Genomic DNA, 16,091 nt, shown 5'->3' with positions numbered 1-16,091 from the left:
AGCGAAAAGCGCTGCGGTTTGCCGGCGCGGCGCCGTGGTGGCTTTCGACTGACCTTCAGCGCAGCAGCCGTCGGCGGGTGAGGCCAAGCCCCAGCCAGAATCCCACGCTCCCATAGGCGATCAGCACCAGCACGTGCAGGAGGATGTCCTCCGGGAGCCGGCCCAGCACCAGCGGCCGCACCAGGTCGATGGCGTGGGAAAGGGGCAGGAAGCGGGAAACCCTCTGCAGCGCCGCGGGCAGTTGGGAGACGGGATAGAACACCCCGCACAACAGCACCATGGGGGTGATGACCAGGGTGAAGTAGTAGAGAAAGAAATCATAGTTGGGGGAGACCGCGTTCATCACCAGCCCCATGCCGGCAAAACACAGGCCGGTGAGGATCACCACCGGGATGATCCAGAGGGAAAGCCAGAAGGAAGCCTCCAGGTCCAGCACCCAGATGATGGCAAGAATCGCCAGCCCCGACAGCAGGGCCTTGGAGGCCGCCCAAACCCATTCGCCCAGGAGCACATCGTCCAGGGTGAGGGGGGTGTTGAGGATGGCATCCCAGGTCTTCTGCACATGCATGCGGGAAAAGCCTGAGTAGAGGGTCTCGAAGGTGGCGCTGTTCATGGTGGAATAGGCCACCGTGCCGGCGGCAAGAAAGGTGAGATAGGGCACCCCCGCGACGTCGGGCAGCAGGGCCCCGAGCCCAAAGCCCAGGCCCAGCATGTAGAGCATGGGATCGGCGAGATTCCCCAGCATCGAGGGAATGGCCAGTTTCCGCCACACCAGGAAATTGCGCCGCCAGACCGGCACGAAGCGCAGGCTCAGACGGGGAGGCGTGAAATACCGCATCAGTCGCGCAGCTCCCGGCCGGTGAGTTTGAGGAACACGTCTTCCAGGTTGGCGGGCCGGTGGGTGACCTTGAGCGCAGGCTGTGCCCGCAGGTTGTTGAGGAGCGCCTCGCCATCGTCCGTGTAGCAAAAGACGCTCTCGCCGGCCTTTTCCACACGCCGGCAGAGCAAGGCGCCGAAGGCGTCCGCCCAGCGGCCCGCCTCCTCGCCATAGATTTCCACCACGAAGGGTTCGATGTGCTCCGCGATGAGGGCGCGGGGATTGCCCTCGGCGATGATGCGACCCTGGTCCATGATGGCCAGACGATCACACAGCCGTTCCGCCTCCTCCATGAAGTGGGTGGTGAGGATCAAAGTCTTGCCCTGGCTGGTGAGGCGGCGCAGCCCCTGCCACAGCAGATGTCGCGCCTGGGGATCCAGCCCCGTGGTGGGCTCGTCGAGGAAAATGAGTTCGGGATCGTTGACCAACGCCCGCGCTAGGGTCAACCGCCTTTTCATGCCGCCAGAGAGGGTGGGGATGCGCGCTTCGGCGCGATGGGCAAGCCCGGCGAAGGCGAGCAGCCCAGGGATACGCGCCCGGATCTCGCCATCGCGCAGGCCGAAATAACGGCCATAGACGAGGAGGTTTTCCTCCACGGTGAAATCGGGATCGAGATTGTCCACCTGGGGCACCACCCCCACCCGCTGCCGGGCATGGCGGGCGCGACGCGGCACCGGCTCGCCGAGAAGCTCGATTTGGCCGTCATCCGGCTCGACGAGCCCCAGCAGCAGACGCAGGGTGGTGGTCTTGCCCGCGCCATTGGGGCCCAGCAGGCCGAAGCACTCGCCGCGGGCCACCGCCAGGCTGACGCCCGCCACCACCTCCACGCCCCCATAGCGCTTGATAAGCCCGCTTGCCTTCAGCACGGACATAGCGCTTCGATGTGTTCCCGCAGCGCGGAAAGCTTCCTGTGGAAGAAATGATCCGCCCCGGCCACCAGGGCGAAAGTGGCGCCGTGGCTTTGCGCCCACTGGCGCGCCGCCTCCGCCGGCACCAGCTCATCCCGTTCGCCGTGAATGACGATGGTTCCGGGCACCGCGCGGCCCATGCGGAAGAGGTTCACCGCCGGGCCGACCAGCAGAACATGCGCGGGGGAAACCCGCTCGGCCACCACGCTCTGCACATAGGCACCGAAGGAAAAACCGGCCAGAATCACGGGGCACTCGGGATAGCGGGGCCGCACGAAATCGTGCACCGCCAGCATATCCTCCACCTCGCCGCGGCCGCCGTCGTACTCGCCGCTGCTCGCCCCCACGCCACGGAAATTGGGCCGCACCGCCACATAGCCCAGATCGAAAAGCGCAGTGGCGATGGTCTTGACTACCTTGTTCTCGAAACTCCCGCCATGCAGCGGATGGGGATGGGCAATAAAGGCAAGGCCCTTGCGCGGGGTACCCGGATCGTCGATGACGGTCTCGATGCGGCCCGCCGGACCCGCTATGCGAAGCTTGAACCGGGGCACGCCGTTATATCCGCAGCCGCTCCACCACGCGGCCGTGCATCAGATGTTCGTCGATGATCTCGTCGATGTCCGCCTGGTCCACATAGGTGTACCAGACCCCTTCGGGATAGACCACCACCACCGGCCCTTCGGCGCAGCGGTCCATGCACCCGGCGCTGTTGATGCGGCACTTGCCCGGCCCGTTGAGTCCCAGCGCCTTGATGCGGCCTTTGGCGTAATCGCGCAGGGCCTGGGCGTCGTGGTCGCCGCAGCAGGCGCCGCCGTCCTCGCGTTGATTGGTGCAGAAAAAGACGTGGTAGCGATAGTATTGCGCCATGGGGTGATTATACCGTGCGCGCAGTTTCCCGCCGCAGTGGCCGCGCGCTACAAGCGGTCGTATTTGCGGCTTGTGCCCCGCGCTTTGTCCACCGGGTATTTGCGCGCATTGATTTCCAGTTTGGCGGCGGCGGCCTGCAGGGGGTCGATGCCCAGCACGTCGGCCAGGCGGGTGAGGTAGATCAGCACATCACCGATTTCCTCCGCCACCGCCTGGCGGCTGGCTTCAGTAAGCGCCCGGCTTTCCGCTTCGCTCAACCACTGGAAGGGCTCCACCAGTTCCGCGGCCTCGACGATCAGGGCCATGGCCAGGTTCTTCGGGCTGTGGAACTGTTCCCAGTCACGTTCCCGGGCGAAGGCGCGCACGCGCTCGCGCAGGATGTCAAGGCTTACGGTCTCGCTCACGGGCATCTCCTGTAGAAGGGGAAGGCTCCATTTTGTCAGAAGCTCGTCATAAGCGTCGGCGGCCAGGGCTTCCTTCCCCCCCCGGCGGAGGCGGCCGCTGCCATCGGACGGTCATTTGCGGCCTATAACCTTTGGCCGATTGTATGGCCCGAAACTTGCATGTTTCCATAAGCGTTTGCGCAGGGGCGCCAAAATGCGCCCCGCCAGCCGAAAACCCTTTCAAAAAACGGGGTTGCGTGCCATAGTTGAAGCCAAAAACGACGTCGGCAGGGCCCGCCCGTCGCGGCAAAAGGGAGAGATACGCCCCTGGCGGGCCCGGATTTCACAGGCGGATATCACGACCAAGACCATTCAGGAGGGGAAAATGAAGCGATCCATCACCCTTGTTCCGGCTGCCTTCCGGGGCGTTGTCGCGGGCGCGCTGGTGCTTTTTGCCGGTTGCGCAAGCCACGGCGATTTTCCGCCGGCGCCCGCCAGGGCTGACATCAGCGGTGCGCCGGATTATCTGATCGGCCCGGGGGATGGGCTCAACATCCAGGTCTGGCGCAATCCCGAGGTTTCCACCAGCGTGACCGTGCGGCCCGACGGCAAGATCAACACGCCGCTCGTGGATGACATGGTGGCCGCCAACAAGACCCCCACCCAGCTTGAGCGGGACCTGGAAAAACATCTGGCCAAATTCATCCAGGATCCCATCGTCACCGTCATCGTCACCGGCTTCAACGGCCCCTACAGCCAGCAGGTGCGCGTCATCGGCCAGGCGGCCAAACCCCAGGCCCTCCAGTATCGCGAGAAGATGACCCTGATGGACGTGATGATCGCGGTGGGGGGCATCACCGATTTCGCCGCCGGCAACAAGGCCACCATCGTGCGCACCTGGGGCGGCAAACAGCAGCAGTTCAGCGTGCGTCTGGAGGACCTCATGCGCGGCGGCGATATCTCCGCCAATGTGGAAATGATGCCCGGCGATGTGCTGATCATTCCCGAAAGCTTCTTCTGATGACGGCTTCCGGCAGCCGCCGGGACGGAAAGAGGGTGCGCCATGCATGAGGTCCTCGCCAAACTGATGTCTTATCTGCGTGCCATGTGGCTGCGCCGCTGGTACGCCGTCATCGTCGCCTGGCTGGTGGCCATCGCCGGCTGGACCTGGGTCTATCTGACCCCTAACCGCTACGAGGCGACGGCGCGGGTATATATCGACACCCAGTCCATCCTCAAGCCCCTCATGTCCGGGCTCACCGTCGCGCCCAACATGGACCAGATCGTCACCATGATGACGCGCACCCTCATTTCCCGGCCCAACATGGAAAAGGTGGCGCGCATGACCGACCTCGACGTCACCGCCAAGACGCCCAAGGAACTGGAGGTCCTCCTCGACGGGCTGGCCAGCGACATCAAGCTCGAGGCGGCGCGGGGCGACAATCTCTACGTCATCCGCTACCAGCACCGGGATCCGGAGACCGCCAAACGGGTCGTGCAGTCCCTGCTCACCATCCTGGTGGAAAGCAGTCTGGGCACCAAGCGCAAGGACACCGACACCGCCAAGCGCTTCATCGAGGATCAACTCAAAAGCTACGAGGAGAAACTCCTGGCCGCGGAGCAGGCGCTCAAGGAATTCAAACAGAAACACGTGGGGCTGATGCCGGGCGAAGGCGGGGATTACTTCACCAAACTCGCGGCGGCCCAGCAGGCTCTGGCCGAGGCCCAGCTTGCCCTGCGCGAGGCGGAATCCCGGCGCGACCAGCTCAAGCGGCAGCTCGCCGACGAGCGGCCGGAACTGGACAAGGAGGCGCCCGCAGCAGCGCTGAGCAATCCCGAGCTGGATGCCCGCATCCAGGAACAGCAGCGCCGCCTGGATCAGCTGCGCCTCGTCTATACCGAACAGCACCCTGACGTGGTGGCGACCAAGCGGCTCATCGAGAAACTGGAACAGCAGAAGCTCGCCGAGGCGAAAAACCGCAAACCCACCGCTGCCTCCGCCGGCAGCGTGGTGAACCCCTACTACCAGCAGCTTGCCATTTCCCTTTCCGAGGCGGAAGCCAACGTGGCTTCCCTACGGGCGCGGGTGAATGAGCTTGCCGCCCGTCATGCCCAGCTCAAGCATGCGGTGAACATGGTGCCGGAGGTGGAAGCCCAGCTCACCCAGCTCACCCGCGATTACGAAGTGAACAAGGCCAACTACGAGGCGCTCCTCAAGCGGCGCGAATCTGCGGAAATCTCCGAGCAGATGGAAGCGAAGACGGAGGTCATCGACTTCCGGGTGGTGGATCCGCCACGGGTGCCTTCCAAGCCCGTCTTCCCCAACCGACCCCTCCTCGTTTCCCTGGTGCTGCTGGTGGCGCTGGGGGCGGGCGTGGCGGTGGCCTTCCTCATCAGCCAGATCATCCCCGTCATTCCCGACCGCACTGCGCTGCGGGAAGTGGCGCCCTATCCGATTCTCGGCTCGGTCTCCATGGTCTGGAACCCCGCCCAGAAAAGACAGCGGCGGCGCGGCCTGGCGGCCTTCGCCGCTTCCGTGGCCGGCCTCGTTGGCGCCTATGGCGTACTCATTTCCGCACTGGCCCTGCTTGGCCGCAGCGCCTGACCCTGAAGGGAGTCACCCATGAGTCTCATCGAAAAAGCCGTGGACAAGCTGAGCCGCAGTGACACGGCCAGCCCGCCCTCCGCCGAGCCGGGGGCCGCGGCGGACAGCGGCGCCGGCCTGATCGCAAAGGCGATGGAGAAAAAGGCGGAGCCGCCCGCCGCGCCGGCCACGGCGGAAGCCCCGGCGGTCACCACCCACAGCGTCACCATCAACCTGGCCCGCCTCAAGGCCACCGGTTTCGTCACCCCGGATGCGGACCGCACCGAGATCGCCGAAGAGTTCCGCCTCATCAAGCGGCCGCTTCTCATCAATGCCACGGGGCAGGGGGGCGAGGCGGTGCCCCGGGGCAACATGATCATGGTGACAAGCGCCCTGCCCGGCGAGGGCAAGACCTTCTGCGCCGTCAACCTGGCCATCTCCATCGCCATGGAGCTCGACCGTACCGTATTGCTGGTGGATGCAGACGTGGCCAAGCCCAAGCTTCTCGAATACCTGGGCGTCAAAGCGGAGCATGGGCTGCTCGACGTGCTGCGGGACCCGCGGCTGTCGCTGGCCGACGTCCTGCTCAAGACCAACGTGGAAAAGCTCACCCTGTTGCCGGCGGGGACGCCCTACAAACGGGCCACGGAACTGCTCGCCAGTGAGGTGATGAACCGTCTCGTCGATGACATGGCAAGTCGCTATGCCGACCGGATCGTCATCTTCGATTCGCCGCCGCTGTTGTCCACCTCCGAGGCCAGCGTGCTCGCCGCCCACATGGGGCAGATCGTGATGGTGGTGGAGGCGGACCATACGCCGCAAAGCGCGGTGCGGGAGGCGCTCGCCCTCATCGAGGATTGCGGTGCGGCCATCAGCATGGTGCTCAACAAAACCACCAGTCCCCAGAGCGCGGGGGGCTATTACGGCTACGGCTATGGCTATGGCCGCTATGGAACCTGAGGGGTGGCCAAGGGGAGGAAGCAAGCAACCATGGGGGGAAGATTCCACAAGGCCGCCTTCGCGGTGCTGAGCGTGCTGGGTATCGCCATGCCCGCGGCGCAGGCCGCGGACTGGAAACTTTCCGCAGGACTCACCGCCAAGGAAACCTACACCGACAACGCCCGCCTTTCGGCGACCGACCGCAAAAGCGACCTCATCACTGAACTGACGCCCTACTTCTCCGCGCAGAAGAAAGGCGCGCGGCTGGAGGTGGATTTCACCTACCGGATGCAAAACCTCTTCTATGCGGACGACTCCAGCCGCAGCCGCACCTATCACCACCTTGCCGCGCGCAGCAAGGCAGAGCTCATCGAGGATGAGGTGTTTGTCGATGCCACGGCCGCCATCAGCCAGCAGATCACTTCCCTGCTTGGGCCTGTCGGCGCCGATACGGCCACCACCGCCGGCAATCTCACCAACGTGAGCCAGATCACCATCAGCCCCTACTGGCAGCACCGCTTCGGTTCCACCGCCAACGGACTTTTGCGTTACACCCACAGCGAGGTACGCTCCGGCAGTGGCGTTGCCGACAGCAGCACCGATGGCGTGCAGTTGAGCCTCACCAGCGGCAGCGCCTTCCGCGACTTGAACTGGGGGCTTTCCTACACGAGCAGCGCCATCGATTACCAGACGCGCCCCGATGTGCGCCTATCCACGGTGTCGGGGACAGTGGGTTACCGCATCCTGCCCCGGCTGCGGCTCTATGGCACGGCGGGTTTCGATGACAACAACTACGTGGCCCTCACCGGCCGGAAAAACAGCGGCAGCTTCTGGCAGTTCGGGGCCACCTGGACCCCCACCGTGCGCACCCAGCTCGATGCCTTCACCGGCGAGCGCTATTTCGGCAAAACCTACGGCCTGAAACTGGACCACCGCATGCGCCGTACCAACTGGCACCTGGGATACGGCCGCAACGTGACCACCTTCGTCTCCCAGTTTACCGTGCCAGCCACGTTGTCGACGGCGGCCTTCCTCGATGCGCTGTACAGGGACAGCATCCCCGATGCCGCCACCCGCGCCCAGTTCGTGCAGGCCTTGATGACACTCCTCAATCTGCCGGCGACGGTGACCGATCCCTTGCACGTCCTCTCCCAGCTCGTCTACTTGGAAAAACGTTTCGATGCCTCGGTGGCCTTCAGCACCGCCAAGACCACCAGCGTGCTGGCCTTCTATGATCTGTCGCGGGAAGCCCTGGAATCGGGCACGGCGGCGGGGGCGCTCATCAACGCCGGGCCTTTCGCCAGTACCAACGTGGTCAAGCAGCGGGGCCTCAATCTGGGCATCGCCTGGCGGCTTTCGCCACGGCTCACCGCCACCGGCAATCTCGGCTGGACACGCATCCGCTTCGTGGCGCTCGACCGCACGGACGAGCTCAAGCTCATCAACCTCGGCATCACCCGGGCCTTCAGCCCCCAGCTCACCGGCAGCCTGAATCTGCGCCATCAGCAGCGTGACAGCGACGTCTCTGCCGCGGGTTTCCGCGAAAACGCCCTCATCGGCACCGTCAACTATCAGTTCTGACGAGGACTGCTGTGTACGAAGCGTTTTACCACCTGCGTGCCAAACCTTTCTCCCTCAATCCCGATCCCCGCTTCTTCTTCGCCAGCAAGGTGCACAAGCGGGCCATGGCCTACCTGGAATATGGCTTGAGCCTCAAGGAGGGCTTCATCGTCATCACCGGCGAGATCGGTGCCGGCAAGACCATGCTGGTGCGCAATCTCTTCAAAAAACTGGAACACGAGGACGTGGTCGCGGCGCAGATCGTCTCCACCCAGCTCGACGCCGACGACATGCTGCGCGCGGTGGCGGCGGCCTTCGGCCTGGAACAGGAGGGCTTGAGCAAGGCCTCCCTCCTCAAGAAACTGGAAAGCTATCTCCTTTCCGTGCACCGCCAGGGCAAGCGGGCGCTGTTGGTGGTGGACGAGGCGCAGAATCTTTCGCCGCGGGCGGTGGAGGAATTGCGTATGCTGTCCAACTTCCAGCATGGCAATGAACCCCTTTTGCAAAGCTTTCTGCTGGGGCAGCCGGAATTCCGCATCACCCTGCAAAGCGAGGAGCTGCAACAGCTCAAGCAGCGGGTGATTGCCTCCTATCATCTCTCCGCCATGGACGCGGCGGAGACCCGCGCCTACATCCAGCACCGGCTGGAGTTGGTGGGCTGGCAGAACGACCCCTCCATCAGCGATGGCGCCTTTGCCCTGATCCATGAATTCACGGGCGGCATCCCGCGGCGCATCAACACCCTCTGCGACCGCCTCATGCTCCTTGGCTTTCTCGCCGAGAAACACCACTTCGAACGCGCCGATGTGGAGGAGGTCATTGCCGATCTCTCCCAGGAGGTGGCCTACAGCGGGGCGCCGACGAAGACGAAGACAGCGGCCGCCCCCGCCCCCGATGCGGCGCTGCTGGTGGAACGCCTGGAGGGCATCGAGCGTTCCCTCAACCGGCTGCTTGCCATGATGCGCAAACTCCTCTACGTCCAGGGTGGCGAGCGGGGCGAGGAGAAGGTCTCCCATGGCTGAAGCGCTCACCGGTGGCGTGCTCTGTGTAGTGGGGGCGCGTCCCAATTTCATGAAAATCGCTCCCATCATGGCGGCGCTGGCGGAAGCCGCGATCCCCGCCCGGCTGCTCCATACCGGGCAGCACTACGACGAGGCGATGAACCGCCGTTTCTTCGCCGAGCTGGGCATTCCCGAGCCCGACATCAACCTGGAGGTGGGCTCCGCCAGCCACGCAGTGCAGACGGCGGAAATCATGCGCCGCTTCGAGCCCGTGCTGGATGCCCTCACGCCGGCGGCGGTGCTGGTGGTGGGGGATGTGAATTCCACCATCGCCTGCGCCCTGGTGGCGGCAAAAAAAGGCGTGGGGGTGATCCACGTGGAGGCGGGTCTGCGCAGTTTCGATCGCAGCATGCCGGAGGAGATCAACCGGGTGCTCACCGACCAGATTTCCGATCTCCTCTACACCACCGAGCGGCAGGCGGAAGCCAATCTGCGACGCGAAGGCATCGATTCCGGGCGCATTCACTTCGTCGGCAACGTGATGATCGACACCCTGCGCCACAATCTGCCCCGTGCCGTGCCCGCGGCGCACACCCTCGTTCGCGCCGGCCTTGTCGCCGAGGCCGCGCGGGAAGGGTTTGCCGTGCTGACTCTGCACCGGCCTTCCAATGTGGACGAGCCGGCGGTGCTGGATGGGCTGCTCGCCACCGTGGGCGAGGTGGCGCAGCGTCTGCCGGTGGTGTTTCCCCTCCACCCGCGCACGCTGGGTCGCATCGAGGCCTTCGGTCTCAAATCGCGGCTGGGCTTGCCGGGGCTTTACCTCTTGCCGCCCTTGGGTTATCTGGAGATGCTGGGGCTTTTGCGCGAGGCGCGCCTGGTGCTCACCGATTCCGGCGGCATCCAGGAGGAGACCACCGCCCTGGGTGTGCCCTGTCTCACCTTGCGCGAAAACACCGAGCGGCCCATCACCATCGAGGAAGGCACCAATACCCTGGTGGGCCGGTCGCGGGAAGCGATTCTCGCCGCGGTGGACGACATCCTCGCCACCGGCGGCAAGGCGGGACGCATCCCCGAATACTGGGATGGCCAGGCCGCGCGGCGCATCGCCCGCCACCTGGCCGGCTGGCTCGGTGTGGGCGTAACAAGGACGGTGGCGGCATGAAAAACGCCATGACCATCGACGTGGAGGATTATTTCCACGTCTCCGCCTTTGCCCACCACATCCCGCGGGAGCATTGGGATCATCTGCCCTGCCGCGTGGAGCGCAACGTGGAGCGTATCCTCGAGCTGCTTGCCCGCTACGGGGCGCGGGCGACCTTCTTCACCCTGGGCTGGGTGGCGGAGCGTTATCCCCGCATCGTGCGCGCCATCGTGGAGAACGGTCATGAGCTCGCCAGCCATGGCTACGGCCACCGGCGCGTCGCCGAGCAGTCCCCCGCCGAATTCCGCGCCGATGTGACGCGCGCCAAGGCCATCCTGGAGGACATTGCCGGCGTGGCGGTGAAGGGCTATCGCGCCCCCAGCTTTTCCATCAACGGTGACAATCTGTGGGCGCTGGAGGCGCTGGCGGAAGCCGGCTATCGCTACAGCTCCAGCATCTATCCCGTGCGCCACGATCACTACGGCATGCCGGAGGCGCCCCGCTTTGCCCATCGTCCCCGCCAGGGGGGCGTGTTGGAGCTTCCGGCCACGACGGTGCAATTGTTCGGGCGCAATCTTCCCGCGGCGGGGGGCGGTTATTTCCGTCTGCTGCCCTATGCCGTGTCCCGCTGGATGCTGGCCCGGGTCAACCGCCATGACGGCCAGCCCGGCATTTTCTATTTCCACCCCTGGGAAATCGACCCGCAGCAGCCGCGACAGAAGGGGGTGGGGGCGAAGGCCCGTTTCCGGCATTACCTCAACCTGTCGCGCATGGAAGGACGACTGATCCGCCTGCTCGAGGATTTCCAATGGGACCGGATGGACCGCATCTTCTTGAACGAAACCCGGTGATCCGCGTGCGCCCCATGGCGTCCGACGACCGGGCACGCTGGGATGCCTTCGTCGCCGCCTGTCCCGAGGCCACCTTCTTCCACCGCGCCGGCTGGCGGGAGGTGCTGGAACGCGCCTTCGGCCACCGCACCCATTATCTGCTGGCGGAGCGGGGCGGCGAAATCGTTGGCGTGCTGCCCCTTACCGAAATCCGCAGCCGTCTTTTCGGTCATGCCCTGATCAGCAACGCTTTCTGTGTCTATGGCGGCATCGCCACCACCGACGAGGCCGCCCGCGCCGCCCTCGACAGCGAGGCGCGCAAGCTCGCCCGTGCGCTCCAAGTGGGGTACCTCGAATACCGAAACCTGCGGCCCCGGCATCCCGACTGGCCAACCCAGGACCTCTACTGCACCTTCCGCAAGCCGCTGGAGCTCGACGTGGAGGCGAACCTCAAAGCCATTCCCCGCAAGCAGCGCGCCATGGTGCGCAAGGGGATGAAAAACGGTCTGAAGGCGGAATTCGACGCCGATGTGGACCGCTTCTATGCCCTTTTTGCCGATAACGTGCACCGCCATGGCACGCCGGTGTTGCCCCGCCATTATTTCGTCCTGCTCAAGGAGGTGTTCGGTGCCGATTGTGATGTGCTCACCGTCACCCACCAGGGGCGAGCGGTGAGCAGTGTGCTCACCTTCTGGTTCCGCGACGAGGTGCTCCCCTATTACGCGGGAGATGTGCCGGCGGCACGGGAGCTTGCGGCAAACGATTTCAAGTACTGGGAGCTCATGCGCCATGCCTGCGAGCGGGGCTGCCGCGTCTTCGACTACGGGCGTAGCAAGCGTGGCACCGGGCAGTTCGATTTCAAGAAAAACTGGGGCTTCACGCCGCAGCCCCTCTATTACGAATACGACCTGGTGCGCTTGTCCCACATCCCCCAGCACAATCCCGCCAATCCCAAATACCGGCTTTTCATCGCCCTGTGGAAACGCCTGCCGCGGGCGGTGGTGAACACCCTGGGGCCGCATCTGGTGAAGTCTCTCGGATGAGGAACCCGGACGCGCCGTTGCTTTCCCCCTCCCCCTTGGGGTCCCGCGCCACGCGGCCGGAGCTGCTCTACCTCGTGCACCGCATTCCCTACCCCCCCAACAAGGGCGACAAAATCCGCTCCTTCCATCTGTTGCGCCATCTGGCCCAACGCTACCGCATCCACCTCGGCGCCTTCGTCGACGATCCCGCGGATTGGGCCCATGGGGAAACCCTGCGCCGCTGGGTGGAGGGGGAGATTTGTCTGCTGCCGCTCTCCCGCCGCCGTGCGCTTTTGCGCAGTCTCACCGGCCTGGTGACCGGCCGCCCCCTCACCCTACCCTATTACCGCGACCGGCGCATGGAGCGCTGGGTGAAGGCGCGCCTTTCCCAGGGGGTGCGGCGGGCCCTCGTCTATTCCTCGTCGATGGCGCAATACCTGCTTCCCTACCAGGAGGTGCACCGCATCATCGACTTCGTGGACATGGATTCGGACAAGTGGCGCCAGTATGCGGGCAGCCACCCTTTTCCCCTCTCCCTCCTCTACCGGCGGGAGGCAGCGCGCCTCTTCGCCTTCGAGCGCAGTGTGGCGCGGGCCTTTGCCGCTTCCCTTTTCGTCTCCCCGGCGGAAGCCGAGCTCTTCCGCCGTCAGGCCCCGGAGAGTGCGGCGCGGATCTTCGCCATCAGCAACGGCGTGGATACGGAATATTTCTCGCCGCAGGCCAGCCTTCCCAGTCCCTACCCGCCGGGGGAGCAGGCCGTGGTCTTCACCGGCGCCATGGATTACTGGGCCAATGTGGATGCCGTGTGCTGGTTTGCCGAGGCGGTGTGGCCGGCCCTCTCGGCGGCCCATCCGGCAGCGGTGTTCTACATCGTCGGTGCCCGTCCCGAGGCGCGGGTGCGGGCCCTGGCTGGGCTTCCCCGCGTGGTGGTCACCGGCGCCGTCGCCGACGTGCGCCCCTATCTCGCCCATGCCCGCCTGGCGGTTGCCCCCTTGCGCATCGCCCGGGGCATCCAGAACAAGGTGCTGGAGGCCATGGCCATGGCGCGCGCCACGGTGGTCTCGCCCCAGGCGTTGGAAGGCATTGCCGCCCGCCCCGGGGAGGAGGTGGCGGTGGCCGATGGCGCGGGGGAATTCTTAAGCCGCTGCGCCGCGCTGCTTGCTGACCCCGCGCGGGCGGAAGTCCTGGGCCGGCGCGCCCGGGCCCGGGTGCTGGCCGATTACGGCTGGGATGCTCACCTCGCCCGGCTCGATGGTCTCCTCGAACCGGCGCCCTCCCCGGGGGTGGAGCCATGAATCGCCTGTCCTGGCCCCGCGCCGCCTGGCTCACCATCGCCGGCGTGGTGGCGCTCCTTGCCCTCTACTGGCCCACGGTGTCCTCCACCGTCGCCATCTGGAGCCGCTCCGAGACCTTCGCCCATGGCTTTCTCATCTTTCCCATTTCCGCCTGGCTGATCTGGACGCGGCGCAAGAACCTCGCCACCCTGCCACCGGTGCCCGACTGGCGGGGCTTGGTGGTGCTTGTCCTGTTGGGGCTTATCTGGCTTGCGGCGGAGCTCGCGCGGGTGTTGGTGGTCAAGCAGCTCGCCTTGGTGGCCATGATCCCCGCTTTGGTGTTCACCGTGCTGGGCGGGCAGGTGGTGCGGGCCATGGCCTTCCCCCTGGCCTTTCTGCTCCTGGCCGTGCCCATGGGGGAATTCCTCATCCCGCCCCTCATGAACTTCACCGCCGACTTCACCGTCGCCGCCCTGCGCCTGACCGGCATTCCCGTCTACCGGGAAGGTACCTTCTTTTCCATCCCCAGCGGCAACTGGTCGGTGGTGGAGGGCTGCAGCGGGCTGCGTTACCTCATCGCCTCCTTCACCCTGGGTACCCTCTACGGGTACCTCACCTACCGCAGCCTGAAAAAGCGCCTGCTATTCGCCGCTGCCTCCATCGTCGTGCCCATCATCGCCAACGGCCTGCGCGCCTACATGATCGTCATGATCGCCCATCTTTCCGACATGAAGCTTGCTCTGGGCGTGGATCACTACATCTACGGCTGGGTGTTCTTTGGCCTCGTGATGCTGCTCCTCTTCTGGATCGGCGCCTTCTTCCGGGAGGACGGGGAAGGCGTTCCGGCAAACCTGCCCAGCGGGCAGACTGCGGTGGCTTCAGTGCCCGGTGCCGCGGCGTTTCTGCTGGCGGGGCTCGCGGTGGCGGCAATCTGGCCGGCTTATGCGGCTTATCTGGAAACCCTCGCCCCCAACGGCTTTGCGGTGAATCTGGTGCCGCCGGCGGGACGCAACGGCTGGCAGCAGGATGTCGCCTTCACCGACTGGCAGCCGGAATACAAGGGCATGGATGCAAAGCTTTCCGCAGCCTATCGCAAGGAGGGCCGCAGCGTGGGCGTGTTCATCGCCTATTACCGTTACCAGCGGCAGGATGCGGAGCTCATCAACAGCCAGAACGTGATGGTGCGGCAGAAACACCCGGTGTGGCGCAACGTGGGTGAGGCATTACGGGAAGTGGCCCTTGCCGGGCAAAGGGTGACGGTGCAGGAAACGCGCCTGAGCTCCACGCCCCAGCGGCTTCTCGTCTGGCATTGGAACTGGCTCAACGGTCCCTTCACCATCAATCCCTACTGGGCCAAGTTCTACGAGGCCCGCGGCCGCCTGTTGGGGCACTGGGACGACGCGGCGGCGGTCATCGTCTATACCCCCTACGACGAACGGCCGGAGGAAGCCGCTTCCATCCTCGAGGCCTTCCTGCGGGACATGCTGCCCGCCCTCACGGCCACCCTGGAACAGGCGGCGGAAACGTGAGCGCCCCTCCCCTCATCGCCCACGTGGTGCACCACTTCGACACCGGCGGGCTGGAAAACGGCATGGTCAACCTCTTGAACCGCATCCCGCCGGAACGCTACCGGCATGCCGTGATCTGTCTCGACGGCTTCAGCGACTACCGGTTGCGCATCACCAATCCGGCGGTGGAATTTTTCGCCCTGGGCAAGCGCCCCGGCCAGGATTTTGGCCTCTACCTGCGCCTGGCGCGTCTTTTGCGCCGTCTTCAACCCGACCTCGTGCACACTCGCAACCTCTCCGCACTGGAGGGCCAGTTCATCGCCGCCGCCTGTGGCGTCCGTGCCCGGGTGCATGGCGAGCATGGCCGGGATGTTTTCGACCTCGCCGGGCGCAACCGCAAGTACAATTTGCTGCGCCGCCTGGCGCGGCCCTTCGTTGACCGCTACATCACCGTCTCCCGGGACCTCGCCCGCTGGCTTGTCGACACCATTGGCGTGGCGCCGGCGCGCATCCGGCAAATCTACAACGGCGTGGATGTGGAACGTTTCCAGCCCCGCCTGGGGGCGCGGCCCGTCATCGGCCCGGCGGCCATTGCGCCGGAGGATCTCGTGGTGGGCAGTCTCGGCCGCATGGCGGAGGTGAAGGATTTTCCAAGCCTCATCAAGGCGTTCGCCCAGGTGCTCGCGCTCCGTCCCCCACTGCGGGGGCGTCTTTGGCTTTTCCTCATCGGTGAAGGTCCCACCCGGCAGACCTGCGCGCGGCTGGCGGCGGAGCTGGGTGTGGCCGACCGGGTCTGGCTGCCCGGCAACCGGACCGACACCCCCACCCTGCTCAAGGCCATGGATGTCTTCGTCCTGCCCTCCCTGGGCGAGGGCATTTCCAACACCATCCTCGAAGCCATGGCCAGCGCGCTGCCGGTGATCGCCACCCGCGTCGGCGGCAATCCGGAGCTGGTGGAGGAAGGTTTAACGGGCCGCCTGGTGGCCCCCGGCCGGCCGGAGGAATTGGCACGGGCATTGCTTGAATACCTCGACGATCCGGCACGCCGGGCGCGGGAGGGCGCCCAGGCACGGGCGCGGGTGCAGGCGCACTTCAGCCTGGAGGCGATGGTGCGCGGATATCTTGGCGTCTATGACGAGGTGCTGGCACGGCGTGCCTTCCTGCCCGCCGCCCGGGAGGCGGGTCGCGGCTGAT

Annotated in this window: 16 protein-coding genes; 11 read left to right on the top strand and 5 right to left on the bottom strand. The window is 65.5% G+C overall.

From position 1 onward, the window contains the following. Positions 1 to 55: 55 nt before the first annotated feature. From K6T56_07745 to K6T56_07725, 5 genes are read right to left on the bottom strand one after another with little or no spacing between them, the layout of a single operon-like run. Positions 56 to 838, bottom strand: coding sequence for an ABC transporter permease (locus K6T56_07745; protein MCL6556235.1), 783 nt, complete (start codon positions 836 to 838; stop codon positions 56 to 58). Then, entirely contained in the window at positions 838 to 1,749 is a 912-nt protein-coding gene (locus K6T56_07740) for an ATP-binding cassette domain-containing protein (GenBank protein MCL6556234.1), read from the bottom strand. The genes K6T56_07745 and K6T56_07740 overlap by 1 nt, the downstream gene beginning before the upstream one ends. After that, the gene (locus K6T56_07735) at positions 1,737 to 2,339 is read right to left on the bottom strand and encodes an alpha/beta hydrolase (protein MCL6556233.1); all 603 of its coding nucleotides are present in this window, start codon (positions 2,337 to 2,339) and stop codon (positions 1,737 to 1,739) included. Before K6T56_07735 ends, K6T56_07740 begins: the two co-directional genes overlap by 13 nt. 4 nt (positions 2,340 to 2,343) lie before the next feature. Continuing rightward, positions 2,344 to 2,655, bottom strand: coding sequence for a (2Fe-2S) ferredoxin domain-containing protein (locus K6T56_07730; GenBank protein MCL6556232.1), 312 nt, complete (start codon positions 2,653 to 2,655; stop codon positions 2,344 to 2,346). Positions 2,656 to 2,702: 47 nt separating this feature from the next. Next, positions 2,703 to 3,065 (bottom strand): nucleotide pyrophosphohydrolase, encoded by a 363-nt coding sequence (locus K6T56_07725; protein ID MCL6556231.1) that lies wholly within the window; start codon positions 3,063 to 3,065, stop codon positions 2,703 to 2,705. A 358-nt stretch (positions 3,066 to 3,423) separates the two neighbouring features. Between K6T56_07725 and K6T56_07720 the strand changes: the two genes are divergently transcribed. Genes K6T56_07720 through K6T56_07670 form a run of 11 tightly spaced genes read left to right on the top strand, consistent with a single transcriptional unit; the run spans position 3,424 to position 16,090 of the window. Further along, the gene (locus K6T56_07720; GenBank protein MCL6556230.1) at positions 3,424 to 4,059 is read left to right on the top strand and encodes a polysaccharide export protein; all 636 of its coding nucleotides are present in this window, start codon (positions 3,424 to 3,426) and stop codon (positions 4,057 to 4,059) included. A gap of 42 nt (positions 4,060 to 4,101) precedes the next feature. Continuing rightward, complete coding sequence (locus K6T56_07715) at positions 4,102 to 5,643, top strand: chain length-determining protein (protein ID MCL6556229.1); 1,542 nt, start codon at positions 4,102 to 4,104, stop codon at positions 5,641 to 5,643. 18 nt (positions 5,644 to 5,661) lie between these two features. After that, complete coding sequence (locus tag K6T56_07710; GenBank protein ID MCL6556228.1) at positions 5,662 to 6,582, top strand: XrtA-associated tyrosine autokinase; 921 nt, start codon at positions 5,662 to 5,664, stop codon at positions 6,580 to 6,582. A gap of 30 nt (positions 6,583 to 6,612) precedes the next feature. After that, a complete protein-coding gene (locus K6T56_07705) occupies positions 6,613 to 8,142 on the top strand; it encodes a TIGR03016 family PEP-CTERM system-associated outer membrane protein (GenBank protein MCL6556227.1) in 1,530 nt (509 codons plus the stop codon). 11 nt (positions 8,143 to 8,153) lie between these two features. After that, entirely contained in the window at positions 8,154 to 9,143 is a 990-nt protein-coding gene (locus K6T56_07700) for an XrtA-associated ATPase (GenBank protein MCL6556226.1), read from the top strand. Continuing rightward, positions 9,136 to 10,284 (top strand): UDP-N-acetylglucosamine 2-epimerase (non-hydrolyzing), encoded by a 1,149-nt coding sequence (gene wecB / locus K6T56_07695; GenBank protein ID MCL6556225.1) that lies wholly within the window; start codon positions 9,136 to 9,138, stop codon positions 10,282 to 10,284. Before K6T56_07700 ends, wecB begins: the two co-directional genes overlap by 8 nt. Continuing rightward, a complete protein-coding gene (locus K6T56_07690; protein ID MCL6556224.1) occupies positions 10,281 to 11,114 on the top strand; it encodes a DUF3473 domain-containing protein in 834 nt (277 codons plus the stop codon). Before wecB ends, K6T56_07690 begins: the two co-directional genes overlap by 4 nt. 14 nt (positions 11,115 to 11,128) lie before the next feature. Then, complete coding sequence (locus K6T56_07685; protein ID MCL6556223.1) at positions 11,129 to 12,136, top strand: FemAB family PEP-CTERM system-associated protein; 1,008 nt, start codon at positions 11,129 to 11,131, stop codon at positions 12,134 to 12,136. After that, positions 12,133 to 13,410 (top strand): TIGR03087 family PEP-CTERM/XrtA system glycosyltransferase, encoded by a 1,278-nt coding sequence (locus K6T56_07680; protein ID MCL6556222.1) that lies wholly within the window; start codon positions 12,133 to 12,135, stop codon positions 13,408 to 13,410. Before K6T56_07685 ends, K6T56_07680 begins: the two co-directional genes overlap by 4 nt. Beyond that, the gene (gene xrtA, locus K6T56_07675) at positions 13,407 to 14,918 is read left to right on the top strand and encodes an exosortase A (protein MCL6556221.1); all 1,512 of its coding nucleotides are present in this window, start codon (positions 13,407 to 13,409) and stop codon (positions 14,916 to 14,918) included. The genes K6T56_07680 and xrtA overlap by 4 nt, the downstream gene beginning before the upstream one ends. After that, positions 14,915 to 16,090, top strand: coding sequence for a TIGR03088 family PEP-CTERM/XrtA system glycosyltransferase (locus K6T56_07670; protein ID MCL6556220.1), 1,176 nt, complete (start codon positions 14,915 to 14,917; stop codon positions 16,088 to 16,090). Before xrtA ends, K6T56_07670 begins: the two co-directional genes overlap by 4 nt. Position 16,091 lies beyond the last annotated feature (1 nt).

It is taken from the genome of Burkholderiales bacterium, assembly GCA_023511995.1.
Lineage (GTDB): Bacteria > Pseudomonadota > Gammaproteobacteria > Burkholderiales > Thiobacteraceae > Thiobacter.
Note: the sequence above shows the minus strand (reverse complement) of the source record. Positions and strands in the feature narration are given on the sequence as shown.

Coding starts and splice junctions, on each gene's coding strand:
- K6T56_07685 (MCL6556223.1), top strand. CDS start 11,129: ATGGCGTCCGACGACCGGGCACGCTGGGATGCCTTCGTCGCCGCCTGT.
- K6T56_07715 (MCL6556229.1), top strand. CDS start 4,102: ATGCATGAGGTCCTCGCCAAACTGATGTCTTATCTGCGTGCCATGTGG.
- K6T56_07745 (MCL6556235.1), bottom strand. CDS start 838: ATGCGGTATTTCACGCCTCCCCGTCTGAGCCTGCGCTTCGTGCCGGTC.
- K6T56_07705 (MCL6556227.1), top strand. CDS start 6,613: ATGGGGGGAAGATTCCACAAGGCCGCCTTCGCGGTGCTGAGCGTGCTG.
- xrtA (MCL6556221.1), top strand. CDS start 13,407: ATGAATCGCCTGTCCTGGCCCCGCGCCGCCTGGCTCACCATCGCCGGC.
- wecB (MCL6556225.1), top strand. CDS start 9,136: ATGGCTGAAGCGCTCACCGGTGGCGTGCTCTGTGTAGTGGGGGCGCGT.
- K6T56_07690 (MCL6556224.1), top strand. CDS start 10,281: ATGAAAAACGCCATGACCATCGACGTGGAGGATTATTTCCACGTCTCC.
- K6T56_07720 (MCL6556230.1), top strand. CDS start 3,424: ATGAAGCGATCCATCACCCTTGTTCCGGCTGCCTTCCGGGGCGTTGTC.
- K6T56_07730 (MCL6556232.1), bottom strand. CDS start 2,655: ATGGCGCAATACTATCGCTACCACGTCTTTTTCTGCACCAATCAACGC.
- K6T56_07740 (MCL6556234.1), bottom strand. CDS start 1,749: ATGTCCGTGCTGAAGGCAAGCGGGCTTATCAAGCGCTATGGGGGCGTG.
- K6T56_07680 (MCL6556222.1), top strand. CDS start 12,133: ATGAGGAACCCGGACGCGCCGTTGCTTTCCCCCTCCCCCTTGGGGTCC.
- K6T56_07710 (MCL6556228.1), top strand. CDS start 5,662: ATGAGTCTCATCGAAAAAGCCGTGGACAAGCTGAGCCGCAGTGACACG.
- K6T56_07725 (MCL6556231.1), bottom strand. CDS start 3,065: ATGCCCGTGAGCGAGACCGTAAGCCTTGACATCCTGCGCGAGCGCGTG.